At 67.7% G+C, this 21,516-nt stretch carries 16 protein-coding genes, 2 tRNA genes and 1 riboswitch; of the genes, 3 read left to right on the top strand and 15 right to left on the bottom strand.

Annotated features, from left to right (window positions below; translation table 11 throughout):
- Nucleotide 1 precedes the first annotated feature (1 nt).
- Entirely contained in the window at nucleotides 2–1,408 is a 1,407-nt protein-coding gene (gene leuC / locus BM417_RS14895) for a 3-isopropylmalate dehydratase large subunit (protein WP_093593154.1), read from the bottom strand.
- Between the two features lie 73 nt (nucleotides 1,409–1,481).
- Here leuC and BM417_RS14890 point away from each other — a divergent pair, with 73 nt between their 5' ends.
- Complete coding sequence (locus BM417_RS14890) at nucleotides 1,482–2,183, top strand: IclR family transcriptional regulator (protein ID WP_053736944.1); 702 nt, start codon at nucleotides 1,482–1,484, stop codon at nucleotides 2,181–2,183.
- Nucleotides 2,184–2,781: 598 nt separating this feature from the next.
- Here BM417_RS14890 and BM417_RS14885 read toward each other — a convergent pair.
- From BM417_RS14885 to BM417_RS14875, 3 genes are all read right to left on the bottom strand, one after another.
- A tRNA-Glu gene (locus tag BM417_RS14885) sits at nucleotides 2,782–2,854 on the bottom strand.
- A 153-nt stretch (nucleotides 2,855–3,007) separates the two neighbouring features.
- A tRNA-Gln gene (locus BM417_RS14880) sits at nucleotides 3,008–3,079 on the bottom strand.
- Nucleotides 3,080–3,229: 150 nt separating this feature from the next.
- Nucleotides 3,230–3,967: an HAD family hydrolase gene (locus tag BM417_RS14875; protein WP_093593151.1), complete on the bottom strand. Its 738-nt coding sequence runs from the start codon at nucleotides 3,965–3,967 to the stop codon at nucleotides 3,230–3,232.
- 379 nt (nucleotides 3,968–4,346) lie between these two features.
- Between BM417_RS14875 and BM417_RS14870 the strand changes: the two genes are divergently transcribed.
- Nucleotides 4,347–5,603, top strand: coding sequence for an FAD-dependent oxidoreductase (locus BM417_RS14870; RefSeq protein WP_093593148.1), 1,257 nt, complete (start codon nucleotides 4,347–4,349; stop codon nucleotides 5,601–5,603).
- Here the strand turns inward: BM417_RS14870 and BM417_RS14865 are convergent.
- The 6 genes from BM417_RS14865 to BM417_RS14840 all read right to left on the bottom strand — a co-directional run bounded on the left by BM417_RS14865 (nucleotide 5,593) and on the right by BM417_RS14840 (nucleotide 12,133).
- Nucleotides 5,593–6,252, bottom strand: a complete 660-nt coding sequence (locus BM417_RS14865) for a response regulator transcription factor (RefSeq protein ID WP_093593145.1) — start codon at nucleotides 6,250–6,252, stop codon at nucleotides 5,593–5,595. The two genes, BM417_RS14870 and BM417_RS14865, sit on opposite strands and share 11 nt — an antisense overlap.
- Before the next feature lie 67 nt (nucleotides 6,253–6,319).
- A complete protein-coding gene (locus tag BM417_RS14860; RefSeq protein ID WP_093593142.1) occupies nucleotides 6,320–7,078 on the bottom strand; it encodes a fumarylacetoacetate hydrolase family protein in 759 nt (252 codons plus the stop codon).
- A gap of 118 nt (nucleotides 7,079–7,196) precedes the next feature.
- Nucleotides 7,197–8,780, bottom strand: coding sequence for a citramalate synthase (gene cimA / locus BM417_RS14855; protein WP_245821923.1), 1,584 nt, complete (start codon nucleotides 8,778–8,780; stop codon nucleotides 7,197–7,199).
- 616 nt (nucleotides 8,781–9,396) lie between these two features.
- Nucleotides 9,397–10,374 (bottom strand): ABC transporter substrate-binding protein, encoded by a 978-nt coding sequence (locus BM417_RS14850; protein ID WP_093593136.1) that lies wholly within the window; start codon nucleotides 10,372–10,374, stop codon nucleotides 9,397–9,399.
- Nucleotides 10,371–11,111, bottom strand: coding sequence for an ABC transporter ATP-binding protein (locus BM417_RS14845; RefSeq protein ID WP_093593133.1), 741 nt, complete (start codon nucleotides 11,109–11,111; stop codon nucleotides 10,371–10,373). The genes BM417_RS14850 and BM417_RS14845 overlap by 4 nt, the downstream gene beginning before the upstream one ends.
- Complete coding sequence (locus BM417_RS14840; RefSeq protein WP_245821922.1) at nucleotides 11,111–12,133, bottom strand: FecCD family ABC transporter permease; 1,023 nt, start codon at nucleotides 12,131–12,133, stop codon at nucleotides 11,111–11,113. Before BM417_RS14840 ends, BM417_RS14845 begins: the two co-directional genes overlap by 1 nt.
- Before the next feature lie 33 nt (nucleotides 12,134–12,166).
- Nucleotides 12,167–12,303: riboswitch (cobalamin riboswitch) on the bottom strand.
- Between the two features lie 90 nt (nucleotides 12,304–12,393).
- Here BM417_RS14840 and BM417_RS14835 point away from each other — a divergent pair.
- A complete protein-coding gene (locus BM417_RS14835) occupies nucleotides 12,394–12,813 on the top strand; it encodes a YciI family protein (RefSeq protein ID WP_093593130.1) in 420 nt (139 codons plus the stop codon).
- Nucleotides 12,814–12,884: 71 nt separating this feature from the next.
- Here BM417_RS14835 and BM417_RS14830 read toward each other — a convergent pair whose 3' ends face one another.
- The 5 genes from BM417_RS14830 to ilvC all read right to left on the bottom strand — a co-directional run bounded on the left by BM417_RS14830 (nucleotide 12,885) and on the right by ilvC (nucleotide 21,503).
- A complete protein-coding gene (locus BM417_RS14830; RefSeq protein WP_093593785.1) occupies nucleotides 12,885–13,922 on the bottom strand; it encodes a 3-isopropylmalate dehydrogenase in 1,038 nt (345 codons plus the stop codon).
- Nucleotides 13,923–14,208: 286 nt separating this feature from the next.
- Complete coding sequence (locus BM417_RS14825) at nucleotides 14,209–17,484, bottom strand: S8 family peptidase (protein ID WP_407656150.1); 3,276 nt, start codon at nucleotides 17,482–17,484, stop codon at nucleotides 14,209–14,211.
- A 241-nt stretch (nucleotides 17,485–17,725) separates the two neighbouring features.
- Nucleotides 17,726–19,321, bottom strand: coding sequence for a phosphoglycerate dehydrogenase (serA, locus tag BM417_RS14820; RefSeq protein ID WP_407656144.1), 1,596 nt, complete (start codon nucleotides 19,319–19,321; stop codon nucleotides 17,726–17,728).
- Between the two features lie 824 nt (nucleotides 19,322–20,145).
- Nucleotides 20,146–20,409, bottom strand: coding sequence for a DUF397 domain-containing protein (locus tag BM417_RS14815; RefSeq protein WP_089925599.1), 264 nt, complete (start codon nucleotides 20,407–20,409; stop codon nucleotides 20,146–20,148).
- Between the two features lie 80 nt (nucleotides 20,410–20,489).
- Nucleotides 20,490–21,503 carry a ketol-acid reductoisomerase gene (gene ilvC / locus BM417_RS14810; protein WP_093593124.1) on the bottom strand — a complete coding sequence of 338 codons (1,014 nt, stop codon included), beginning with the start codon at nucleotides 21,501–21,503 and terminating at the stop codon, nucleotides 20,490–20,492.
- Nucleotides 21,504–21,516 lie beyond the last annotated feature (13 nt).

Here is a 21,516-nt window from a genome sequence, read left to right as displayed (position 1 = left end):
CTCAGACCTCCAGGTCTGCGGGGGCGGAGAGGGTGCCGCGCACGGCCGTGGCGGCGGCGACGAGCGGGGAGACGAGATGCGTCCTGCCGCCCTTGCCCTGCCTGCCCTCGAAGTTGCGGTTGGAGGTCGACGCGCTGCGCTCGCCGGGTGCGAGCTGATCCGGGTTCATGCCAAGGCACATCGAGCAGCCGGCCTGCCGCCACTCGGCACCGGCGTCGAGGAACACCTTGTCCAGGCCCTCGTCCTCGGCCTGCTTGCGCACCCGCATCGAACCGGGGACGACCAGCATCCGTACTCCTGAAGCGACGTGCTTCCCCTTGATGACGTCCGCCGCGGCGCGCAGGTCCTCGATGCGCCCGTTGGTGCAGGAGCCGAGGAACACCGTGTCCACGCGGATGTCGCGCAGCGGCGTGCCGGCCTCGAGGCCCATGTACGTCAGCGCCTTCTCGGCGGCCACGCGCTCGTTCTCGTCCACGATCTTCTCGGGGTCGGGGACGTTCGCGCCCAGGGGCAGGCCCTGGCCGGGGTTCGTGCCCCACGTGACGAACGGAGTGAGCTCGACGGCGTCGATGTGCACCTCGGCGTCGAACGTCGCGTCGTCGTCGGTGCGCAGCGTCTTCCAGTATTCGACGGCCGCGTCCCAGTCCGTGCCGGACGGTGCGTGCGGGCGTCCCTTGATGTAGTCGAAAGTTGTGTCGTCCGGTGCGATCATGCCGGCGCGCGCGCCCGCCTCGATCGACATGTTGCAGACCGTCATGCGCGCTTCCATCGACAGCGCCTCGATGGCGTCGCCGCGGTACTCGAGCACATAGCCCTGTCCGCCACCGGTCCCGATCTTCGCGATGACGGCGAGGATGATGTCCTTCGCCGTGACGCCCTCGCCGAGCGGGCCGTTGACGTTGATGGCCATCGTCTTGAACGGACGCAACGGCAACGTCTGCGTCGCCATCACGTGCTCCACCTCGGACGTGCCGATGCCGAACGCCAGCGCACCGAACGCACCGTGGGTGCTCGTGTGACTGTCGCCGCACACCACCGTCATACCCGGCTGCGTGAGGCCGAGCTGCGGGCCGACCACGTGGACGATGCCCTGCTCGAAGTCCCCCATCGGGTGCAGCCGCACCCCGAACTCCGCGCAGTTGCGGCGGAGCGTCTCAACCTGCGTGCGCGACACCAGATCCGCGATCGGCTTGTCGATGTCGACGGTCGGAACGTTGTGATCCTCGGTGGCGATCGTGAGATCGGCCCTGCGCAGCTTGCGGTTCGCAAGGCGCAGCCCGTCGAACGCCTGGGGGCTGGTGACTTCGTGCAGCAGGTGGAGGTCGATGTAAAGCAGGTCCGGCTCCGCGCCACTTCCGTGGCGCACAACGTGTGCCTCCCACACCTTCTCCGCGAGCGTGCGGCTCATCGCGACATCTCCCACATTATGGACGCGCCGACAGATCTGGACTTCTCACTGTCTGGGAAGTTAGTATCGGCTTGTGGGACAGCATAGCGGGATCGGCGTGCTGGACAAGGCAGTGGCCGTGTTGAACGCCGTAGCAAAAGATCCTTGTGGCCTGGCTGAGTTGTGCAACCGCACCGGCCTCCCGCGAGCGACCGCGCACCGCCTGGCCGTGGGCCTCGAGGTGCACCGGCTGCTGCGCCGAGGCTCCGACGGCCGCTGGCGCCCGGGCGCGGCTCTGGCCGAACTGGCGGGCGGCGCGACAGACCCGTTGCTGGACGCCGCTTCCTCGGTCCTGCCACGCCTGCGCGACATCACCGGCGAAAGCGTGCAGCTCTACCGCCGCGACGGCATGCAACGAGTCTGCGTCTCCTCGGCAGAGCCGCCTTCGGGCCTGCGAGACACAGTCCCCATCGGCGCCAGGCTCCCGATGACCGCGGGCTCAGGCGCCAAGGTCCTGGCCGCATGGTCGGACCCAGGCACCCAACGCGCCGTCCTGGCGGACGCCGTCTACGGCGAACGCACCCTCCTGGAAGTCCGCCGCCGAGGCTGGGCACAAAGCGTCGCAGAACGAGAACCAGGCGTGGCGTCAGTCTCAGCCCCAGTACGAGACTCCTCAGGCGCCGTAGTGGCCGCAGTCTCGGTAAGCGGCCCAATTGACCGAATGGGCCGCCGCCCAGGCGCCCGCTGGGCAGCAGACCTACTGGCCGCAGCCGAAGCACTACAAAGCCGCCTCTAAAGCACCAACGCACTCCCCCGGCCGCCCTCCCCCGTGGAGGGCGGCCGACCCTTTTCCCGGCCCGACACGCCGCCCATCCCAAACGACACGCGGCAACCACGTCTCAACAGGCCCCAGGGCCATACGGCCCAACGCCACCCAAAACAAGGGCACGCCGAAGGCGGCAAGCCCGGCGGGGCGAGGAGCGAAGGGGTCCGCAGCGGGAACCCAAGCCGGAGGGAAGCGACTGAGGCACCAGGCAAGCGGAGCGAGGCGCTAGCGAATGCGGCGGACAGGCGGCAGCCTGATGGATAGAGGGCTATGCCACAGAGGACCGTATTGCTTGGCTCCGACGAGATAAGAGCCCCCGCAGGGCCAGCGAAAGAATGCGCGCCCAACGAATGGGGTGATCGCCGTCACCCATATCAACAGGACGAGCGAAGCGAGGCCCACCCATTCGCAAGCGAAGCGAAGCGCTAACCGAACGGTCCGGGCAACACTCACGCCGGGGGTCCGGGGGCGGAGCCCGCCGGCTGGGGGTCTGGGGGCTCGGCCCCCAGAGGACACATGCGAAAGAGGCCTGTCTGCGCACTCCGCAGACAGGCCTCTGACACCTCTGTAGCCCCGAAGGGATTCGAACCCTCGCTACCGCCTTGAGAGGGCGGCGTCCTAGGCCGCTAGACGACGGGGCCCTAGAACTTCTTGCTGGAGTGAACCGTATCAGATCATTCTGTCCGGTTCAAATCCGGCTATTCAGTTCTTTTCTTGCTGTTCACTACCGTTACTGCAGTTCTTGCTTTTCAGCAGCTCCAGAAGCTTACCCGAGGGCAGTTCTTCCGCAGCAGCTGGGGTACCAGGACTCGAACCTAGACTAACTGAACCAGAATCAGTCGTGCTGCCAATTACACCATACCCCATTGGCTTTCACGATCGACTTCGTTGTCCCGCAGGAGTTCCGAGGTCCTCGTTGCTGCCGTGAGAAATACTAGACCACGCCCCCACCAGAAGTGAAATCGGCCCCCACCTGAACGCATACGCGCAGGTGAGGGCCGGTCTCGGAGCACTTCTCAGGCGCTGGCGGTGGAGAGCTCGCAGACGAGGAGCTCCGGCAGTTCCGCGAGCGTCGTGATGGACGACAGGCCCGCGGGGAGTGTGCCGCCGGTCGGGCCGGTGCGGTTGATCCAGACACCGTGCATTCCGGCGTCGCGCGCACCGATGGCGTCGGCGTGCAGGCGGTCTCCCACGTGGACGGTGTCGCCGGGCGAGACGCCCAGGGCGAGGCACGCGGTGTGGAAGATCACGCGGTCCGGCTTGGCGCAGCCGACCTCGCCGGCGATGAGGACCGCGTCGAAGTACTCGGAGAGGCCGAGCTGGGCGATCTTCACGCGCTGGTGGCGGCCCGACGCGTTGCTGATCGCGGCGATCGGGAGGCCGGTCGCCCGCAGCCAGTCGAGCATCGGGATGACGTCCGGGAACAGGCACCAGCCGGAGGTGAGGACCTCCTGGCGGCCGAGCTCGCGGCGGGTGGCTTCCTGCAGCGTCAGCTCCTCGCCGAGTGCGGCGAAGAAGGCCTGGGTGCGGATGTTGCGCATCGACTCGTACTGGAGCTCACCGGCGAGCTGGCGGGAGACGTGGTCGTCGGTGATTCGCTGCCACAACGACCAGGCGTCGGCGTTACCGACCATCGAGGCCAACGCGGCTCGCGATGAACTGCTGTAGTCGACAAGTGTGTCGTCGACGTCCAGGCAGACAGCGCGGATCTCGCCGGTTCTCTTACGCGTGAAAGTCGGGGACGCAGTTGTCACCCCGGAAGGTTAGGTGCGAGGGGCCCTCGTCCGATTCGGCTAACGAGGTGATTCCTATAGATCCTTGCACGATCCAGCAGACCTTGAGGCCCCGAACGAACCAGCGGGACTCCTCCGAGCGCCGAATGCAATCACCCGGTCGAGTGTTATTCGACGGCGCAACGATCCCTGCCCGAACGGGCGGTTCCGCGAGCGCGACACCCTAGCTCGCACGACGGCATTTCGCACCAGCCGCAACCTTTTCGGGGCCTGGAGTCCCAGACCGTCTACATTGGACTGTCCCAAACGAGAGCCACGCCACCGCGAACCCCGCTTGACGCACCTGGCGATCAAGAGCATGCTGGGTTTATTCAACACCGGTTGAAAAGAGGGGATCGACATGGAGAGGACGACCTGTCTCGTCGTCGGCGGCGGACCTGCCGGAATGGTGCTGGGACTGCTCCTGGCACGCGGTGGCGTCGAGGTCACGGTGCTGGAGAAGCACGGTGACTTCCTGCGCGACTTCCGCGGCGACACGGTGCACGCGTCAACGCTCACGCTGCTGGACGAGCTGGGGCTCGGCCCGGCGTTCGAGCAGGTGCCGCACCAGGACGTCGACAAGATCGAGGCCCTGCTCGACGGCGGCGCCAAGGCCACGATCGCCGACCTGTCCCGGCTTCCGGGCCCGAACAAGCGCATCGCGATGGTGCCGCAGTGGGACTTCCTCGACCTGCTGGCGGACGCGGGCAAGCTCGAACCGACGTTCACGCTTCGGATGAACACCGAGGTCACCACGATCACCAAGAGCGGCAACAGGGTCACTGGCGTCAAGTACCGGGATCGCGTCGGCGGGCACGAGGGCGAGATCGCCGCGGACCTCGTCGTCGCGGCGGACGGGCGGAGCTCGATCCTGCGCGCGGCCGTGGAGCTCCCGGTCTACAGCTTCGGCGCGCCGATGGACGTGTGGTGGTTCCGCCTGCCGCGCAACGAAAGCGACCCCGTCAAGGGCGGCGGCGGCAGGTTCAGCGCCGGCAGCGGGCTCGTGCTCATTCCACGCGGCGAGTACTTCCAGTGCGCTTTCCTGATCCGAAAAGGAACGGACCAGGCCGTGCGCGCCGAGGGTGTCGAGAAGTTCCGCGACCGCGTCGTCACGCTCATCCCGTGGCTCGCGGACCGGGTCGAACACATCGAGAGCATCGACGACCCGAAGCTGCTCGACGTGAAGCTGGACCGGTTGCGGCACTGGCACGTCGACGGGCTGCTGTGCATCGGTGACGCGGCGCACGCGATGTCGCCGGTCGGCGGCGTGGGAATCAACCTCGCCGTGCAGGACGCGGTGGCCGCGGCCACGCTGCTCGCGAAGCCGTTGCGAGAGGGCAGGGTCACGAGCGCGACGCTCGCGAAGGTGCGCGGACGCCGGCTGTTCCCGACGCTGGTGATCCAGACCATGCAGCGGGTCGTCCACCGGCTGTTCCTGGGCCGCAAGCTCAACAGCACGGCGACGGTCTCGAGCACGGGCACGCCGTTCATGCTCAGGGTCGCGCAGAAGCTGCCGTTCCTGCAGGCGGTACCGGCGTACCTGATCGCGATCGGGCCGCGCCCCGAGCACGCGCCGGACTTCGCGCGCAGGGCACCGCAGACCATCGCTAGGTCGTGACGAAGGCCTCGGAGCTCTCGCCGAGCACCAACGCCACGGCGTGGGCGCGGTCACGGGCGCCCAGCTTGCGCAGGATCGCCTTCACGTGGGTCTTCACGGTGTCGTTGCTGATGAAGAGCCGCTGGGCGATGCGCGCGTTGTCCATCCCCTTCGCCATCTCGGCCAGCACGTCGAACTCACGTGCCGACAGCCTGCCGAGCGAGGCGGGGGGCGGCATCCGCGACGGCAGGCGCGCGAGCGATCCCACCCGCGCGTCGATCGTGGCGGGAGCACCCCGCACCGCGGCCGCGATCAGCGGTAACAGCTCGGCCACGGGCGAGGTTTTCAGCAGGTAGGCCACCGCGCCGGCGTCGAGCGCCGCGCGGGCCCAGCTCGGACTGTCCGCATTGGACAGCACGACGACGCGGGCGCTCGGCCGGTACTGCGCCGTGTCCCGCACGGTGCGCAGCGGTCCGGCGCCCGGCACGTCGAAGTCCGTGACGACCAGGTCCACCAGAGTGCCGCGCAGGCTGCGCGCAGCCTCGGCCACGGTGTGGGCGATGCCCACAACGCGGAAGCAATGCGTGCGATGCAGCGAAAGCCGCAGCCCTTCGGTGATGAGCTGCGATCCGTCGACCAGCAACACGCGGGTGGACGCCAGGTCCGTCATGACACCGGGAAGTTACTCGCGGGTACCCGGATGCGTAACCTGCCGGACGCCGGATTGCTCCGTACGGCTACCTATTTGCGACCGGATTGGTGAGCGTGCCAAGGCCGTCCACAGTCACGGAGACCGTCTGTCCGGCCCTCATCGGCCCGACACCGGCCGGCGTGCCGGTCAGGATCAGGTCGCCCGGCAGCAGCGTCATGATGCCGGACACGTACTCCACGAGCGACGGAATGTCGTGCACCATCAACGAAGTACGGCCGTCTTGTTTGACTTCCCCGTCAACTTCCGTGACGACGCGGACGTCGGAGGGGTCGAACTCGGTCTCGATGAACGGACCCAACGGGCAGAACGTGTCAAAACCCTTGGCACGCGTGAACTGCACGTCCTTCTTCTGCAGGTCGCGCGCCGTGACGTCGTTGGCGATCGTGTAACCCATGATCACGCTGGCGGCCCTGGCCTTCGGCACGTCGCGGCAAGGCTGGCCGATGATGACCGCGAGCTCGCCCTCGAAGTCGACGCGCTCGGACACGGCCGGGAGCTTGATCTCCACGTTCGGGCCGACCACCGACGTGTTGGGCTTGAAGAACAGCAACGGCTCCGCGGGAACCTCGTTGCCGAGTTCCTTGGCGTGGTCCGCGTAGTTCCGGCCCACACCAATGATCTTGGTCGGCAGGATGGGAGCGAGCAGCCTCACATCAGCCAACGGCCACTTCCGGCCGGTGAACGTGGGCGTGCCGAAGGGGTGTTCGGCGATTTCCGCGGCCTCGTCGCCTTGAACGGCGACGAAGGCCACGCCTGCAGGATGAGCAATTCGGGCGATGCGCACAGCCAGAGTTTACGGGGCGCCCGGCCGCCGGTTGGGCCGCGACGGGCCGCCTTGAAGCCGCCCCGGCGGTCGCTTGGGCAACACCCTGCCTGTACTGCCTACTCGTTCAACACACAGCTCAAAGCACAGTCATGGACTTGTGCACCAGCGCGTCACACAACGCGAGCCAGCTCGCCTCCACGATGTTCCCGTGCACACCCACGGTGGTCCACTCGCGCTCGCCGTCCGTCGATTCGACCAGGACGCGCGTCACCGCGTCGGTACCGGGATGCTCGGTCAGGATGCGCACCTTGTAGTCGGCCAGCTCCACAGTGTCCAACCAGGACAGATGCGGCAGCAACGCCTTGCGCAGCGCGGCGTCCAGAGCGTGCACGGGCCCGATTCCCTCAGCTGTCGCGATGACCCGCTCCCCCGCCACGTGCACCTTGACCGTGGCCTCGGACACGATCTCGCCGTCCGACCGGTGATCGAGCACGACCCGGTAGGACTCCAGCGTGAACGGAGGAGTGTCCAGTTCGGACAGCTCGGTGCGCAGCAGGAGCTCCATCGAGGCGTCGGCGGCCTCGAAGGACCACCCCTTCGCCTCCAGCTCCTTCACGCGCTTCAACGCGCTGCCGACTTCGGTCCCCCGGCCGGCCAGGTCGAGCCCGAACTCACGTCCCTTGAGTTCGATGCTCGCCCGACCGGCCATCTCGGTGACCAGCACCCGCATGTCGTTGCCGACGGTCTCCGGATCGATGTGGTTGTACAGCTCCGGATCCACCTTGATCGCGCTCGCGTGCAGACCCGCCTTGTGAGCGAATGCTGACGACCCGACATAAGCCTGGTGGGTGTCGGGTGCGATGTTCGCGATCTCGGCCAACGCATGGGAGACACGGGTGAGCTCGGCCAGCGCTCCGATCGGGAGCACCTCCATGCCGAGCTTGGTCACGAGGTTTCCCACGACGGCGAACAGGTCCGCATTGCCTGCTCGCTCGCCATATCCATTGGCGGTGCACTGAACGTGCGTCGCGCCCGCCTGAACGGCCGCAAGTGTGTTCGCCACCGCGCAGGACGTGTCGTCCTGGCAGTGAATTCCAACGCGGAAACCGGTCTTCTCCACGACCTCCGCAACGGTCTCCGCAAGCCCCAACGGCAACTGCCCACCGTTGGTGTCGCACAGCACCACGACGTCCGCGCCACCCTCCACAGCGGACTCCAGCACGCGCAGACTCGTGTCCGGCGAGAAGGCGTACCCGTCGAAGAAGTGCTCGGCGTCGAGAAAGACGCGCCTTCCGTGGTCCTTCAGGAACCGGACGGTGTCGCGCACCATCTTCAGGTTCTCGTCGGCATCCGTGCGCAGCGCGCGTTCGATGTGCCTGAGGTCCGACTTGGCCACCAGCGTGACCACCGGCGCCTGGGAGTCGAGCAACGCCTTGACCTGCGGGTCCTCCTCGACCTTGACCCCAGCCTTGCGTGTAGCCCCGAACGCGACCAGCTTGGCGTGCTTCAACTCCAGATCACCGGCCGCCGCACGAGCGAAGAACTCCGTGTCCTTGGGCAGCGCGCCGGGCCAGCCGCCCTCGATGAACCCGACGCCGAGCCCGTCCAGCAGCCGCGCGACCGCGAGCTTGTCCGTGACGGAGTACGAAATGCCCTCACGTTGTGCGCCATCGCGCAGCGTCGTGTCGTAGACGTGAAACTCGTCGGTCGGGCCGGCCATCGGGGTCATCTCCTCATCCGGGCAAACAAAAAGACCCCCCGCGGGATGCGAGAGGTCTGCGCGTCGGGTGCCAGGGGCGGCAACTACCCGACGCGCTCGTCAATAATGATGGCGACGTACTGAACCATGTCCGGGATGCTGCCACAGCCCGGCACGGCGTACCAAGCGACGGGAGGAAATCTCCCACTATCTGGTCACGGGTTCACGCCTGTGGCTGGAAGACGGCACCCCCTCGCAAGGCGACAAACGCACGCAAGGCGACCCCTCCGCTGGAACGCGACGAGCCATCGCAACCGGCCCCGCGCGGTGCCACCCGGCGCCCGCCAACGCAAAGCGGCCACGCACGCAGCCTGGCGTGGCGATGCGAAGCGAGCCGTGTGAACCTCTGCCGCCTGGGTGGCGGTGCACCCCGCTCACGGCGATTGGGGCTTTACCTTGAGTGGGCGGGATGCTCCCCTCACGGGCACGGCCGGGCGCTTTTCAGCCCGGCCTTTTCCGGCCGTCAAGCATCCCGCCAGAGGCTCAAGGTCAAGCCCCAATCGCAACCCCGCACTTCGTCACGACCCGCGGGACCACCCTCGCAAGGCGACCACCCGCACGGAACCCGACCCGCGAATCACCCCTGCGACAGGAACTTGGCAAAGGCCTCGATCGACGCGGCATTGCGCGGCGACTCCACCAACGCCGCATACGGCAGCGAGAAGAACCTCTTCCCCCGAACCGCCGGCGAGTTGGCGAGCGGAGCGAAGCCCTCCAGGAACGCCTGCTTCTGCTCAGGCGTGTTCGCCTCCCCATCCGCATAGTCCACGATCAACACGACATCCGGGTTCCGCTGCACAACGGTCTCCCAGTTGACCGTCGTCCAACTGTCGTTCAAATCCCCGAAGATGTTGTCGCCACCGGCCTTCGAGATGACGTCCTGAGGCGCAGCGTTCTTCCCGGACGTGAACGGCTGGTCCTGCCCGCTGTCGTACAGGAACACCTTCGGCCGAGGCTTGCCCTCCATCAACCGACCGGCAGCGGAGATCTGCTCCTGGTACCCCTTGACCAGCTCCTCAGCCTTGGCCTCGACCCGGAAGATCTTCCCGAGGTTGCGCAGGTCCGTGTACAGCGCGTCCAACGCGGGCATGATCCCGCGCTGCTTCCCCACCCCGTTCCGGCAGGCCTCGGTCAGCTGATAGGTCCCGATCCCCAGAGCCTTCAACGAGTCCGGTGTGAACCCGGTGCTCTCGCTGAACCCGTAGTTCCACCCGGCGAACACAAGATCGGCGTTTACCCCCTGCACGACCTCCTTGGAGATCTTGTCCGACAGGTGCTTCACACTGCCGAAGTCGGCCTTCCAGGGCGAGGTGCGCACGTCGACGGTGTCGACACCGGACACCACGTAACCCGCCATCCGATCCTTCAGCCCCAGCGCGAACATCAGCTCGGTGATTCCGGTGTCGTTGGTGACCACTTTGGACGGAATCTTGTCGAACGTGACCTGCCGGCCACAGTTCTCCACCGTCACCGGGTCGGACGCGGAGGTGTCCTGGGCGACCGTGGCGCCGCAGCCGGAGACCAACAGCACAGCGGCAAGGACGACGGTTCTCAAGGGGTGACCTCCTGGTCGAACAGGAGCTGGGGAACTCCCGTGGTCGGATGCCGCACGACGTGCGCGGTGACGTGGAAAACCTTGGCGATCAACTCGGGCACGAGAACTTCCGCGGGCGTGCCGGACGCGACGATCCGGCCTTCGTCCAGCACGTACAGCCGGTCGCAGAAAGAAGCGGCGAGGTTCAGGTCGTGCAGAACCGTCAGAACCGTGACGCCGAGGCCCCGCGCGAGCGCGAGAACGTCGAGCTGATGGCGGATGTCGAGGTGGTTGGTCGGCTCGTCCAGCACGAGCACGCGCGGCTCCTGGGCGATCGCGCGGGCGATGAGCACGCGCTGGCGCTCACCGCCGGAAAGGCTGAGGAAGCTGCGTGAGGCGAGATGCGAAACATCCACTGTGGCCAGTGCCTCGGACACAACCCGGGAGTCACGCGAGGGATCGCGGTCGTGTGGCAGCCTGCCCATCTCCACGACCTCGGCGACCGTGAAGTCGAACTCGACCTGCGACTCCTGGGTCAGGGCGGCGAGGTGGCGGGCGACGTCGTGTCGCTTGTGGACGTTCTCACCGTCGAGCAGGACGGTGCCCGCGTCCGGCTTCAACGCCCGGTACACGCAGCGCAGGGTCGTCGACTTGCCGCTGCCGTTGGGGCCGACGATGCCGACGACCTCGCCAGAGGCGTGCAAAGTGATGTCGGAGATGATGTTCCGGACGGTGACGCCGGTGAGCTCCACGCGCATCAACGGCCTCCGAAGACGTAGGACTTGCGGCGCATCAGGAAGATGAAGCACGGCACGCCGAGTGCGGCCGTGATGACGCCGAGCGGCAGTTCCTCCGGCGCCGCGAGCATCCGCGCGGCCACGTCGACCCAGATCAGGAACGACGCTCCGGCAAGCGGGGCGAGCGCCAGGACCTTGCGGTGATCGGCGCCGACGACCATGCGCGTCAGGTGCGGCAGCATCAGCCCGACGAACCCGACGGCACCGCTGACGGCCACCAGCACGCCGGTCATGGCCGCGGTGACGATGAACAGGTGCGTGCGGAACCGGTTGACCGCGACGCCGAGCGTGGTCGCCGTCTCGTCGCCCATCGCCAGCGCGTTGAGCTGCCGCGCCTTCGTCGCGAGGTAGACGATGCCGGCCGCGGTCACCACGGCGGCGACGGGCAGCGACTGCCAGTTCGCCCCGCCGAGGCTGCCGAGCAACCAGAACATCGCGGCCCGCGCCGCCTCACCTCGCGGCGCCTGGAACACCAGCAGCATCGCCACGGCGGAGAACCCGTACGCGAGCGCCGTCCCGGTCAGCACGAGCCGCAACGGTGTGAGCCCTCGGCTCGTGCGCGCGGTTATGTAGACCAGGGCCGTAGCGCCGAGACCGGTCAGGAACGCCCCAACCGACAACGCATAGACGCCGAGGCCGGACAGGATCCCGAGCGTCGCCACCGCCGTCGCGCCCACACTCGCGCCCGACGAGATGCCGAGCACGTAGGGATCGGCCAACGCGTTGCGCACCATCGCCTGGATCGCGACGCCGACCGTGCTCAGCCCGGCCCCCACGACCGCGGCCAGCAGGACGCGAGGAAGCCGGATGTCCCAGACGATGTGGTACTGCCCGGCGAGGTCGGCGGGGATCGTGCCGCCGGTCAGCGCCGCCCACAGCAGTTCGAGCGTGAGGTCGAACGGAACGGAGACGGGGCCGAGCGCGACGCCCGCGACGAGACTGACGGCGAGCACGCCGACGAGCGCGCTGATCTTGGAGAGCACTGGGTCCTTCCCGCAGTCCACGGCGGAGTCGGAATATCTCGGGCACCGTGAGCGGGTGTTCGGGCTCGTCCCCTGGCTAGGAGACCTACCGTTGCGGGTCAGCGCCGGACTTCGACCGGTCTTCCCCCACGCACGACTGAGCCGACCCTACCTGCGGAAACAGAAAGTTCGAAAATTCTCCGGGTGTGATGTCGATCCGGCCTGCCGCCCGTTCGACCTGTGGACGTCACCGAGGAAGACACCGAGCAGGGAGACACACCGTGAAGTACATGCTGATCATGCGCGCTACCGACGAGGCCTTCGCGAACATGGGCGAGTTCGACTTCGACAAGATGCTGGAGACGGTGGGCGCGTTCAACGAGGAACTGATCCGCGCCGGTGTGCTGCTGGCCGCCGAGGGGCTCTCCGAGCCGGCCGAGGGCGTTGTCGTCGACTACTCCTCCGAACCGCCGGTCGTCACGGACGGCCCGTACGGCGAGACCAAGGAGCTGTTCAACGGCTTCTACCTGCTCAACGTCTCCTCGAAGGAAGAGGCGATCGAGTGGGCCAAGCGCATGCCGATGACCGGCGCCGGCTTCAAGACCGAGATCCGCCGGGTGCCGACGATCGACGAGTTCCCGCAGGACAACGAGTGGATCCAGAAGGAGCGCGCGTGGCGTGAGGCCAACGGCCAGCTCTGATCGACGCGGAGAAACGCCGAAGCCCGGCCGGAGAAATCCGGCCGGGCTTCAAAACGTCTTGCGGATGAACCTCAGCCAGTGCGGACGTTCGACGACACGAGTGCCGCGAGACGGTCGCCGATGGCGTAGGTGGCCCCAGGCGACTGGTGGTCCCTGGTAGCGAGATCAAAGGCCACGGAGGCCTCGATCCGGCGTGCCGACTCGTGCTCGCCGAGGTGGTCGAGCAGCAGCGCGACCGACAGCACGGCGGCCGTCGGGTCCGCGATGCCCTGGCCCGCGATGTCCGGCGCCGAACCGTGCACCGGCTCGAACATCGACGGGTTGCGACGGGTCACGTCCATGTTTCCCGACGCGGCCAGGCCGATGCCACCCGTGACGGCGGCGGCGAGGTCGGTCAGGATGTCACCGAACAGGTTGTCGGTGACGATCACGTCGTAACGGCCCGGGTCGGTGACCATGTGAATGGTCGCCGCGTCCACGTGCTGGTAGGCCACGGTGACGTCCGGGTGCTGAAGCGAGACCTCCTCGACGACGCGCGACCACAACGAGCCGGCGTGCGTGAGGACGTTCGTCTTGTGCACCAAGGTCAGGTGCCGGCGCTGACGGTTCGCGGCACGCGCGAAGGCGTCCCGGACCACGCGCTCGACGCCGAACGAGGTGTTCAGCGAGACCTCGGTGGCGATCTCGTGCGGCGTGTCCTTGCGGAGCAGGCCGCCGTTGCCCGCGTACGGGCCCTCGGTGCCCTCGCGGACCACCACCATGTCGATCTCCGGCGGGTCCGCGAGCGGGCTGCGGACACCGGGGTAGAGACGAGCCGGGCGGAGGTTCACGTGGTGGTCGAGTTCGAAGCGCAGCCGCAGAAGCAGGCCCCGCTCCAGAATTCCGCTCGGCACCGACGGGTCGCCGACAGCGCCGAGCAGGATCGCGTCGTGCTGGCGAAGCTCCCCCAGCACCGACTCGGGCAACAACTCTCCCGTGGCGTGCCAGCGCGCCGCGCCGAGGTCGTAGCGAGTGATCTCGGCCGCCGGAACGACCTCTCCGAGGACCTTCAGGGCCTCAGCGATGACCTCGGGCCCGATCCCGTCTCCTGGGATCACTGCGAGCCGCATCCACACACCTCCCAGGTGTCAGTCCCCAATTGGTGGGACTACTTTCCTTCGCGAAAGGCTACCGGCATCCAGGCCGCCCGCCGCATGCCGGACACCCCATCGGGGTGTTATCTCCCGTACTGCGGGACACCCACACGGCCCATATCCCACTTTCGAGTGTCACTCGACCGCAGGAACGGGGTCGCGTCAAGGGGTGACGGCAGGCAGTTCCTGGCCGTGACATGCCGAGAGGCCCGGTTCCAAACGAAGAACCGGGCCTCTCGTCAAACATCCGACCTGGAGCCGCCTAGTAGGCGCCGCCCCGGCCACTCGACTTCACCGTGACGACCGACGCGCGGTCACCGTTGGCGTTGTGGTGGTTGAGGACCAGCAGGCCCTCGGACTTGTCGGCCTTCAGCGCCGCCTCGTCCTTGTTCACCACGAGCGCCGTACCCGGCTTGGCGAGGTACGAGAGCGCCGCGTCGCCGCCGCCCTGCGCCCACAGGCCCGGCTTGAGCGGGTCGTAGGACAGGTTGCGGTCGATGACGTCGACGAGCTTGTTCGCGTTGCCCGGCGCGGCGTAGTAGCCACCGACGCCCACGACGTACGAGAGGCGCGCCGTGTCCTTCGTCGCGTCGATGCCCAGTGCGCTCAGCAGCACCGGCAGGACGACGACGTTGGTGTCCTGGACGTTCGCGTCGACGTCGCCGAACAGGCCGTTCACGCCCTGGATGTCGACGGTCTCGCCCGTCTTCAGATCCACCGTGGACGCGACCAGCAGGTCGGTGTCGGTCAGGCGGGTCGCGAACACCTCGAAGTCCGCCGTGCCGTCACCGTTGGTGTCGATGTCGACGAACGGGATGGTGTTCATGCCCAGGTTGTACCAATTGCCCCAGGTCGCGACACCGAACGCGAGCAGCGCCTCCTCGGGCTTGCCCTGCGCCTTGGCCAGCGGGGCCGTGGAGGCCGCGCCGACGTAGCGGAGGTCGCCGCCCTTGGCGGTCTCGTTGAGCGCGCAGTTCTCGGTGACGTTGCGCCTGCAGTCGCGCAGCTTCGGCGACTGGGCCTGCAGCTCGAGGACGCTGACCAGCGAGCGGTAGGCCTGCGAGCCCGTGCCCTGGTCGATGCCCTTGCCGGACAGGTTCAGCACGGCCTGCTTGTCGTTGCCCCGGAACCTGAGGCTGTCCGCGGTGTTGATGTCCGCGACCGGCTTCGGCGCCGAGTAGACCGACAGGCGCAGCGGCACCGTGGCACCCGCGGTCGGCGTGAACGTCACGCGACCGGAGGCGTCCGCGAGGAACTGACGCGGCACGTCGAGCTGGTTCGGCTCGACCGTCGAGTCGACCGTCTTGCGCAGGGCCTTCGGGTCGGTGATCTTCAGGGTGACCTTGACCCTCGCGACACCGCGCGGGCTCAGCTTCACCTTGTCCTGCGAGAGCACGTAGCTCACGCCGGGGATCGTCGTGGCCGCGGTGTAGCCGACCTTGTACTCCACGGACTTCGTGGACTTGTTGACCAGCTTGATGGTCTTGGACTTCTCGACCGGCTTCGAGACCTCGACGACGCCGAAGTTCGCGCTGACGTAGCCGTTGTCCTCCTCGACGTACGCGAGGACCTGGTTGTCGATCGCGGACTTGCCGTCCACGCGGCCGGTACCGACCCGGTTGGGCGCGAAGGTCTTGCCGTCCTCCTTCACGTCCGCACCGGCGGTGTTCATGATCGAGGCCTTGACCTCTTCCAGCGTCCAGTCCGGGTGCGCCTGGCGGACCAGGGCGGCGATGCCGGCGACGTGCGGGGACGCCATCGACGTACCCGAGATCACCAGGCGGTCGTTGCCGGAACCGACGGCGGTAGACGAGATCGTGTCACCGGGGGCCGCGACGTCCGGCTTGATGGACTGGCCGCGGGTGCCACGGCTGGTGAACGCGCTCGGGGTGTCCGAAATGGACTGGTCGTACGTCGGCGTCGAGGTGCGCAGGTCGCCCGCGAGGGTGACGGTCAGCGTGCCCGCGTTCAGCGCCGGACGGACCGAGTTGGTCGCGTCGCCGGTGAACTGGAACACCGGAATACCCGCGTTGCCCGCGATACCCGCGGCGAAGTTGTTCAAAGTGGACGAGAGCAGCACACCCTGTGCACCTGCGGCCTGCGCGTTGTTCGTGCGGCCACCCGAACCACAACGGCGCGTCGCGTCGTTGTCGTCCCACTCCAGCCACACGAACTTGCCCGCGACCGCGTCGGTGATCGGCTGGCAGCCGTCGAGGTTGCCCGCCTGCGTCAGCTTCACGACCGGCAGGGTCTTGCGGTAGCCGAGGTAGCCGGTGAAGTTCTGGCTGTACTGGCCGGGCTTGAGGCCCTGACCCTCCACCTGCGCGCCGTCACGGAGCACGAACGAGTCGCGCGTGGAGGCGACGGTCAGCGCCTCGGGCGTGTTGCCCGGCGAGCCGCCGATGTCGTAGAGGTCGCCGCCGTTGCCCGCGGAGAAGACCGGCATGACGCCGACCTTGTACAGCTTCTTGACGAACAGGCTGTCGGGGTCGTCCGGTGCGCCGTAGTCGGAGCCGAGCGACAGGTTGACCACGTCGAGGTGGTCGGAGAAGTCGCCGTCACCGTCGGGGTCGAGCGACCAGTCCAGGGCCTGCGAGGTGACGTTGGTCGAGCCCTCGCATCCGAAGACCTTCAGCGCGAAGATCTGGGCCTTCGGCGCGGTGCCGGGGCCGATCTTCATCGCGTTCAGCTTGTCGGCGTCGAGCTTGGTGTAGTCGCCCTTGAACGTGCTGCCGTCGGCGTTCTCGCCGAAACCGGCCGTGGTGCCCGCGACGTGCGAGCCGTGGCCGTTGCAGTCGATGGGGTTCGGGTCCGGCTTCGGCGTGTTGATCGCCGGGTCGGTGCTCTCCCCGTCGTAGTCCTCGCCGACGAAGTCGTAACCGCCGACGACCTTCGCGGTCGGGAAGTTCGGGTCCTTCGCGCGCGGGTCGACGGCGCGGAACGCCTCGACCGTGCCGGGACCGCCGAAGTTCGCGTGCGTGTAGTCCACACCGGTGTCGATGATGCCGACGCGGACGTCGTCGCCGAGCTTGCCGTACTGCTGCCAGACGTTGAGCGTCCTGGTGAGCTGGACGGCGTTCGAGTTCTGGCGCTTCTTCGGCACGACCGGGTAGACCGCGAGAACGTCCTGGCGCTGGGCCAGTTCGCGGACCTTCTGCGCGTCGGCCTTCACGACGACGCCGGGGACACCGTTGGAAGTGCGGTAAAGCTCCTTGGTGGCGTTGTCCTTCGCCTTGAGCTCACCGACGACCTGGTCGACCGCGGCCGACGTGTCGTTCTTGGCCTGCTTCGCGGCCTGCTTCGCGACTTCCTTGCCCTGGCTCTTCTTCTCGTCGAACGCGTCGACGGCGGGCTTGCGGTCCAGCGCGACGAACGCGGTGACCGTGCCCGCGGCGTTCAGCCTGGGAGAAACCTTGAGGTGCAACGCTTTCGCGTCCAACCCGTGCGCACCTTTGACCGGCTGCGCGAGCGGTTCGCTCTGCGCCTGTGCCGTGGCAGGTGCGATCAGCAGTGTGGTGATGGCAGAGAACACCACCAGACTCGATCGTCTCTTCACAACGTTGCCCCAACCGAGGTGTGTGCCTTCGACCCGAAAAGACAGTGCCGTGCCCTCTACGGCACCGGGTCAACCTCGTGGGGACGCTAATCGCTGATCGTGTGTCTGCGACTGCCCCGAAAGTATGAATGTGGTCTACAGATAGTTGCCTGTTACGACTTCGTTGTGAACAGCGATAGCCACGGGAAGGGGACTTTGCCCGTCCCCTTCCCGTTTGTCGTGACTATCCGAAGTCGACAGAGCGAACGGTGCGCGCACCCACGGCGGCACCGATCGGGTCGAGCACCTGGGTGTCGACCGGGCGGTCGACGCGCAGCACCATCACCGCGTCGCTGCCGGTCTGGCTGATCTGCGCGGCCTCGATGTTCACGCCGGCCTCGCCGAGCAGCGTGCCGACCGTGCCCATGACACCCGGACGATCCGGGTACTCCAGAAGCAGCACAGTGCCTTCGGCCCTCAGGTCGAAGTTGCGGCCGTTGATGTTCACCAGCTTCTCGACCTGCGCGATGCCGCTGACCGTGCCGGAGACGCTGAACGTGCTGCCGTCCGCGTGCACGGCCTTCACCGTGACGAGGCTGCGGTGGTTCGGGCTCTCGGTCTCCTTGACCAGCTCGACGCTGACGCCCAGGTCCGCGGCGAGGCTCGGCGCGTTCACGAACGTCACCTGCGACTCGACGACCTTGGAGAACACCCCGCGCAGCGCGGCGAGCGGCAGGATCGCGACGTCCTCATTGGACAGTTCGCCGCGGACCTCGACTGTGACGCTGGTCGGGGCCTTGGGCGACAGTGCACTGAGGACGGTGCCGAGCTTCTGCACCAGCGGCAGGTACGGGCGGACCTCTTCGCCGACCGCACCGCCCTGGACGTTGACGGCGTCCGGCACGAACTCGCCGGCGAGCGCGAGGATGGTGCTCTTCGCGACGTCGGTGCCCGCGCGGTCCTGCGCCTCGGCCGTGGACGCGCCGAGGTGCGGGGTGACGACGATGCCCGGCACGTTGAACAGCGGGCTCTCGGTCGTGGGCTCGGTGGAGAAGACGTCGATGCCGGCGCCGCCGACCTGGCCTTCCTTCACGGCCTCGGCGAGAGCTTCCTCGTCGATGAGGCCACCGCGGGCCGCGTTGACGATGATGACGCCGCGCTTGGCCTTCGCCAGCTGCTCCGAACCGATGAGCCCCTTGGTCTCCGGCGTCTTCGGCAGGTGGATGCTGATCGCGTCGGCCCTCTCGAGGAGCTCCTCGAGGCTGACGAGCTCGATGCCGAGCTGGGCGGCGCGCGCGGCCGACACGTACGGGTCGTAGGCGATGAGCTCGACGCCGAACGCGGCGATGCGCTGCGCGAACAGCTGGCCGATCTTGCCCAGGCCGACCACGCCGACCGTCTTGCCGTTGAGCTCGACGCCGTTGAACTTGGAGCGCTTCCACTCGTGGTTCTGCAGCGTCTCGTGCGCGGCCGGGATCTGGCGCGCGACGCTGAGCAGGAGGGCCACGGCGTGCTCGGCGGCCGACACGATGTTGGACGTCGGGGCGTTGACGACCATCACGCCGTTCTGCGTGGCGGCCGGGACCTCGACGTTGTCCAGGCCGACACCCGCGCGGGCCACGACCTTCAGCTTGCGCGTGGCCGCGAAGACCTCGGCGTTCACCTGGGTGGCGGACCGGACGAGCAGGGCGTCCGCGTCGGCGACGGCACTGAGAAGGGCCGCGCGGTCGGTGCCGTCGACGTGGCGCACTTCCACGCCGTCGCCGAGAGCGTCCAGAACGGACGGCGCGAGCTTCTCGGCGATGAGGACAACAGGTCGGCTCGTGTTGCTCACGGACATCGCTCCCAGGAAGGGTCGGATCGTGGGGCGCGGGCGTGGTCGGGGGCGGCTGGCCCGCGCCGACCGGAGCACCGCAATGTGTCCGGACTGTTAACGAGCATAGACACCGGCCTTGCGCGCGCATTCCGCCGGGTGGCTCAGGTCACCGCCCGCGTCTTGCAGTATGGGACGAAGCAGGGTTCGACGTGGTGCTCACCCGACAGAGTGGCGCCCACGCCCTGGGAACGGGTGGGGCGTTGACGTAGGGCGGGTGGAGACCAACGGACCGTGCGGGTGCGGGTTGCGGGCGAGTCGTTGCGTTCCAGCGGGGTTGGTCGCGTTCCGTGCGGGTGGTCGCCTTGCGAGGGTGGTCCCGCGGGTCGTGACGAAGTGCGGGGTTGCGATTGGGGCTTGACCTTGAGCCTCTGGCGGGATGCTTGACGGCCGGAAAAGGCCGGGCTGAAAAGCGCCCGGCCGTGCCCATGAGGGGAGCATCCCGCCCACTCAAGGTAAAGCCCCAATCGCCATGTGCGGGGTGCACCGCATCCTGGGCGGCAGAGGTTCACACGGCTCGCTTCGCATCGCCACGCCAGGCCTCGTACGTGGTCACCTTGCGAGGGCGGGCGCCGGGTGGCACCGCGCGCCGGACCTGCGTAGGTGGTCACCTTGCGTTGGCAGGCGCCGGGTGGCACCGCGCGCCGGACCTGCGTAGGTGGTCACCTTGCGCTGGCGTGCGCCGGTTGCCACCGCGCGCCAGACCTTCGTAGGTGGTCACCTTGCGTTGGCGGGCGCCGGGTGGCACCGCGCGGCGCGGGTTACGCGGGTTGGTCGCGTTCCAGCGTGCCCTACCAGGGCTCGTCGAACTCCCCGTCCTTCGCGCCCAGCACGAACGCGTCCCACTCCGCCATCGTGAAGGTCAGGACGGGCTCGAGCTGCTTGGAGTTGCGCATGGCGACGTACGTGGCGCCGTCGGTGTGCTCGATGAAGGCGATCTCGACGTGGCCGTCTTCCGGCTCCGGCTCTGGCGGGCGCTTCCACTGTGCGTTGCGGAGGTCGAGTTTGCCGCGCACGTGGGCCTTGTCGTCGTAGATCGGCGCACTATCCGTCATGCGGGAAAAGTTAGCGGAAAGGCCCGCAGAGCGTCACACACGCTCCACGGGCCTCCCTTGAAAAAAGACCTTGGGAAAGGTCAGGCGGTCTCGGTGATCGGGCGGTCGACCCACGACATCATGTCGCGCAGCTTCTTGCCGGTTGCCTCGATCGGGTGGTTCTCACCCTCCTGCTGCAGCTTGCGGTAGTTGGCGCGGCCGTTGTCGTCCTCGGCCACCCACTCGTTCGCGAAGGTGCCGTCCTGGATCTCGCCCAGGATCTTCTTCATCTCCTCCTTGACCGCGGGGGTGATGACGCGCGGGCCGCGGGTCAGGTCACCGAACTCGGCGGTGTCGGAGATCGAGTAGCGCATGCGGGCGATGCCGCCCTCGTACATGAGGTCGACGATCAGCTTGAGCTCGTGCAGGCACTCGAAGTAGGCGACCTCGGGGGCGTAGCCCGCCTCGGTGAGGACCTCGAAGCCCGCCTGGACGAGCGCGGAGGCGCCACCGCAGAGGACGGCCTGCTCGCCGAAGAGGTCGGTCTCGGTCTCTTCCTTGAACGTCGTCTTGATGACGCCGGCGCGCGTGCCGCCGATGCCCTTGGCGTAGGACAGGGCGAGGGCCTGCGCGTTGCCGGAGGCGTCCTGCTCGACGGCGATGAGCGCGGGGACGCCCTTGCCGTCGACGAACTGGCGGCGGACCAGGTGGCCGGGGCCCTTCGGCGCGACCATGGCGACGTCCACACCGGACGGAACCGTGATGAGGCCGTAGCGGATGTTGAAGCCGTGGCCGAAGAAGATCGCGTCGCCCTCGTTGAGGTTCGCGGCGATCTCGTTGGCGTAGATGTGGCGCTGCGCGGTGTCCGGCGCCAGGATCATGATCACGTCGGCCCACGCGGAGACCTCGGCCGGGGTGCCGACCTCGAGGCCCTCTTCTTCCGCCTTGGCGCGGGACTTGGAGCCCTCCTGCAGGCCGATGCGGACCTCGACGCCCGAGTCGCGCAGGGACAGCGCGTGGGCGTGGCCCTGGCTGCCGTAACCGATCACGGCCACCTTGCGGCCCTGGATGATGCTCAGGTCGGCATCGTCGTCGTAGAAGATCTCGACGCTCACAGTAATTCCCTAT

Origin of the sequence: Lentzea waywayandensis (assembly GCF_900115955.1) — a bacterium.
GTDB classification, from domain to species: domain Bacteria; phylum Actinomycetota; class Actinomycetes; order Mycobacteriales; family Pseudonocardiaceae; genus Lentzea; species Lentzea waywayandensis.
The sequence above is the reverse complement of the archived record's forward strand: the minus strand, read 5'-3'. Positions and strand labels throughout refer to the sequence as shown.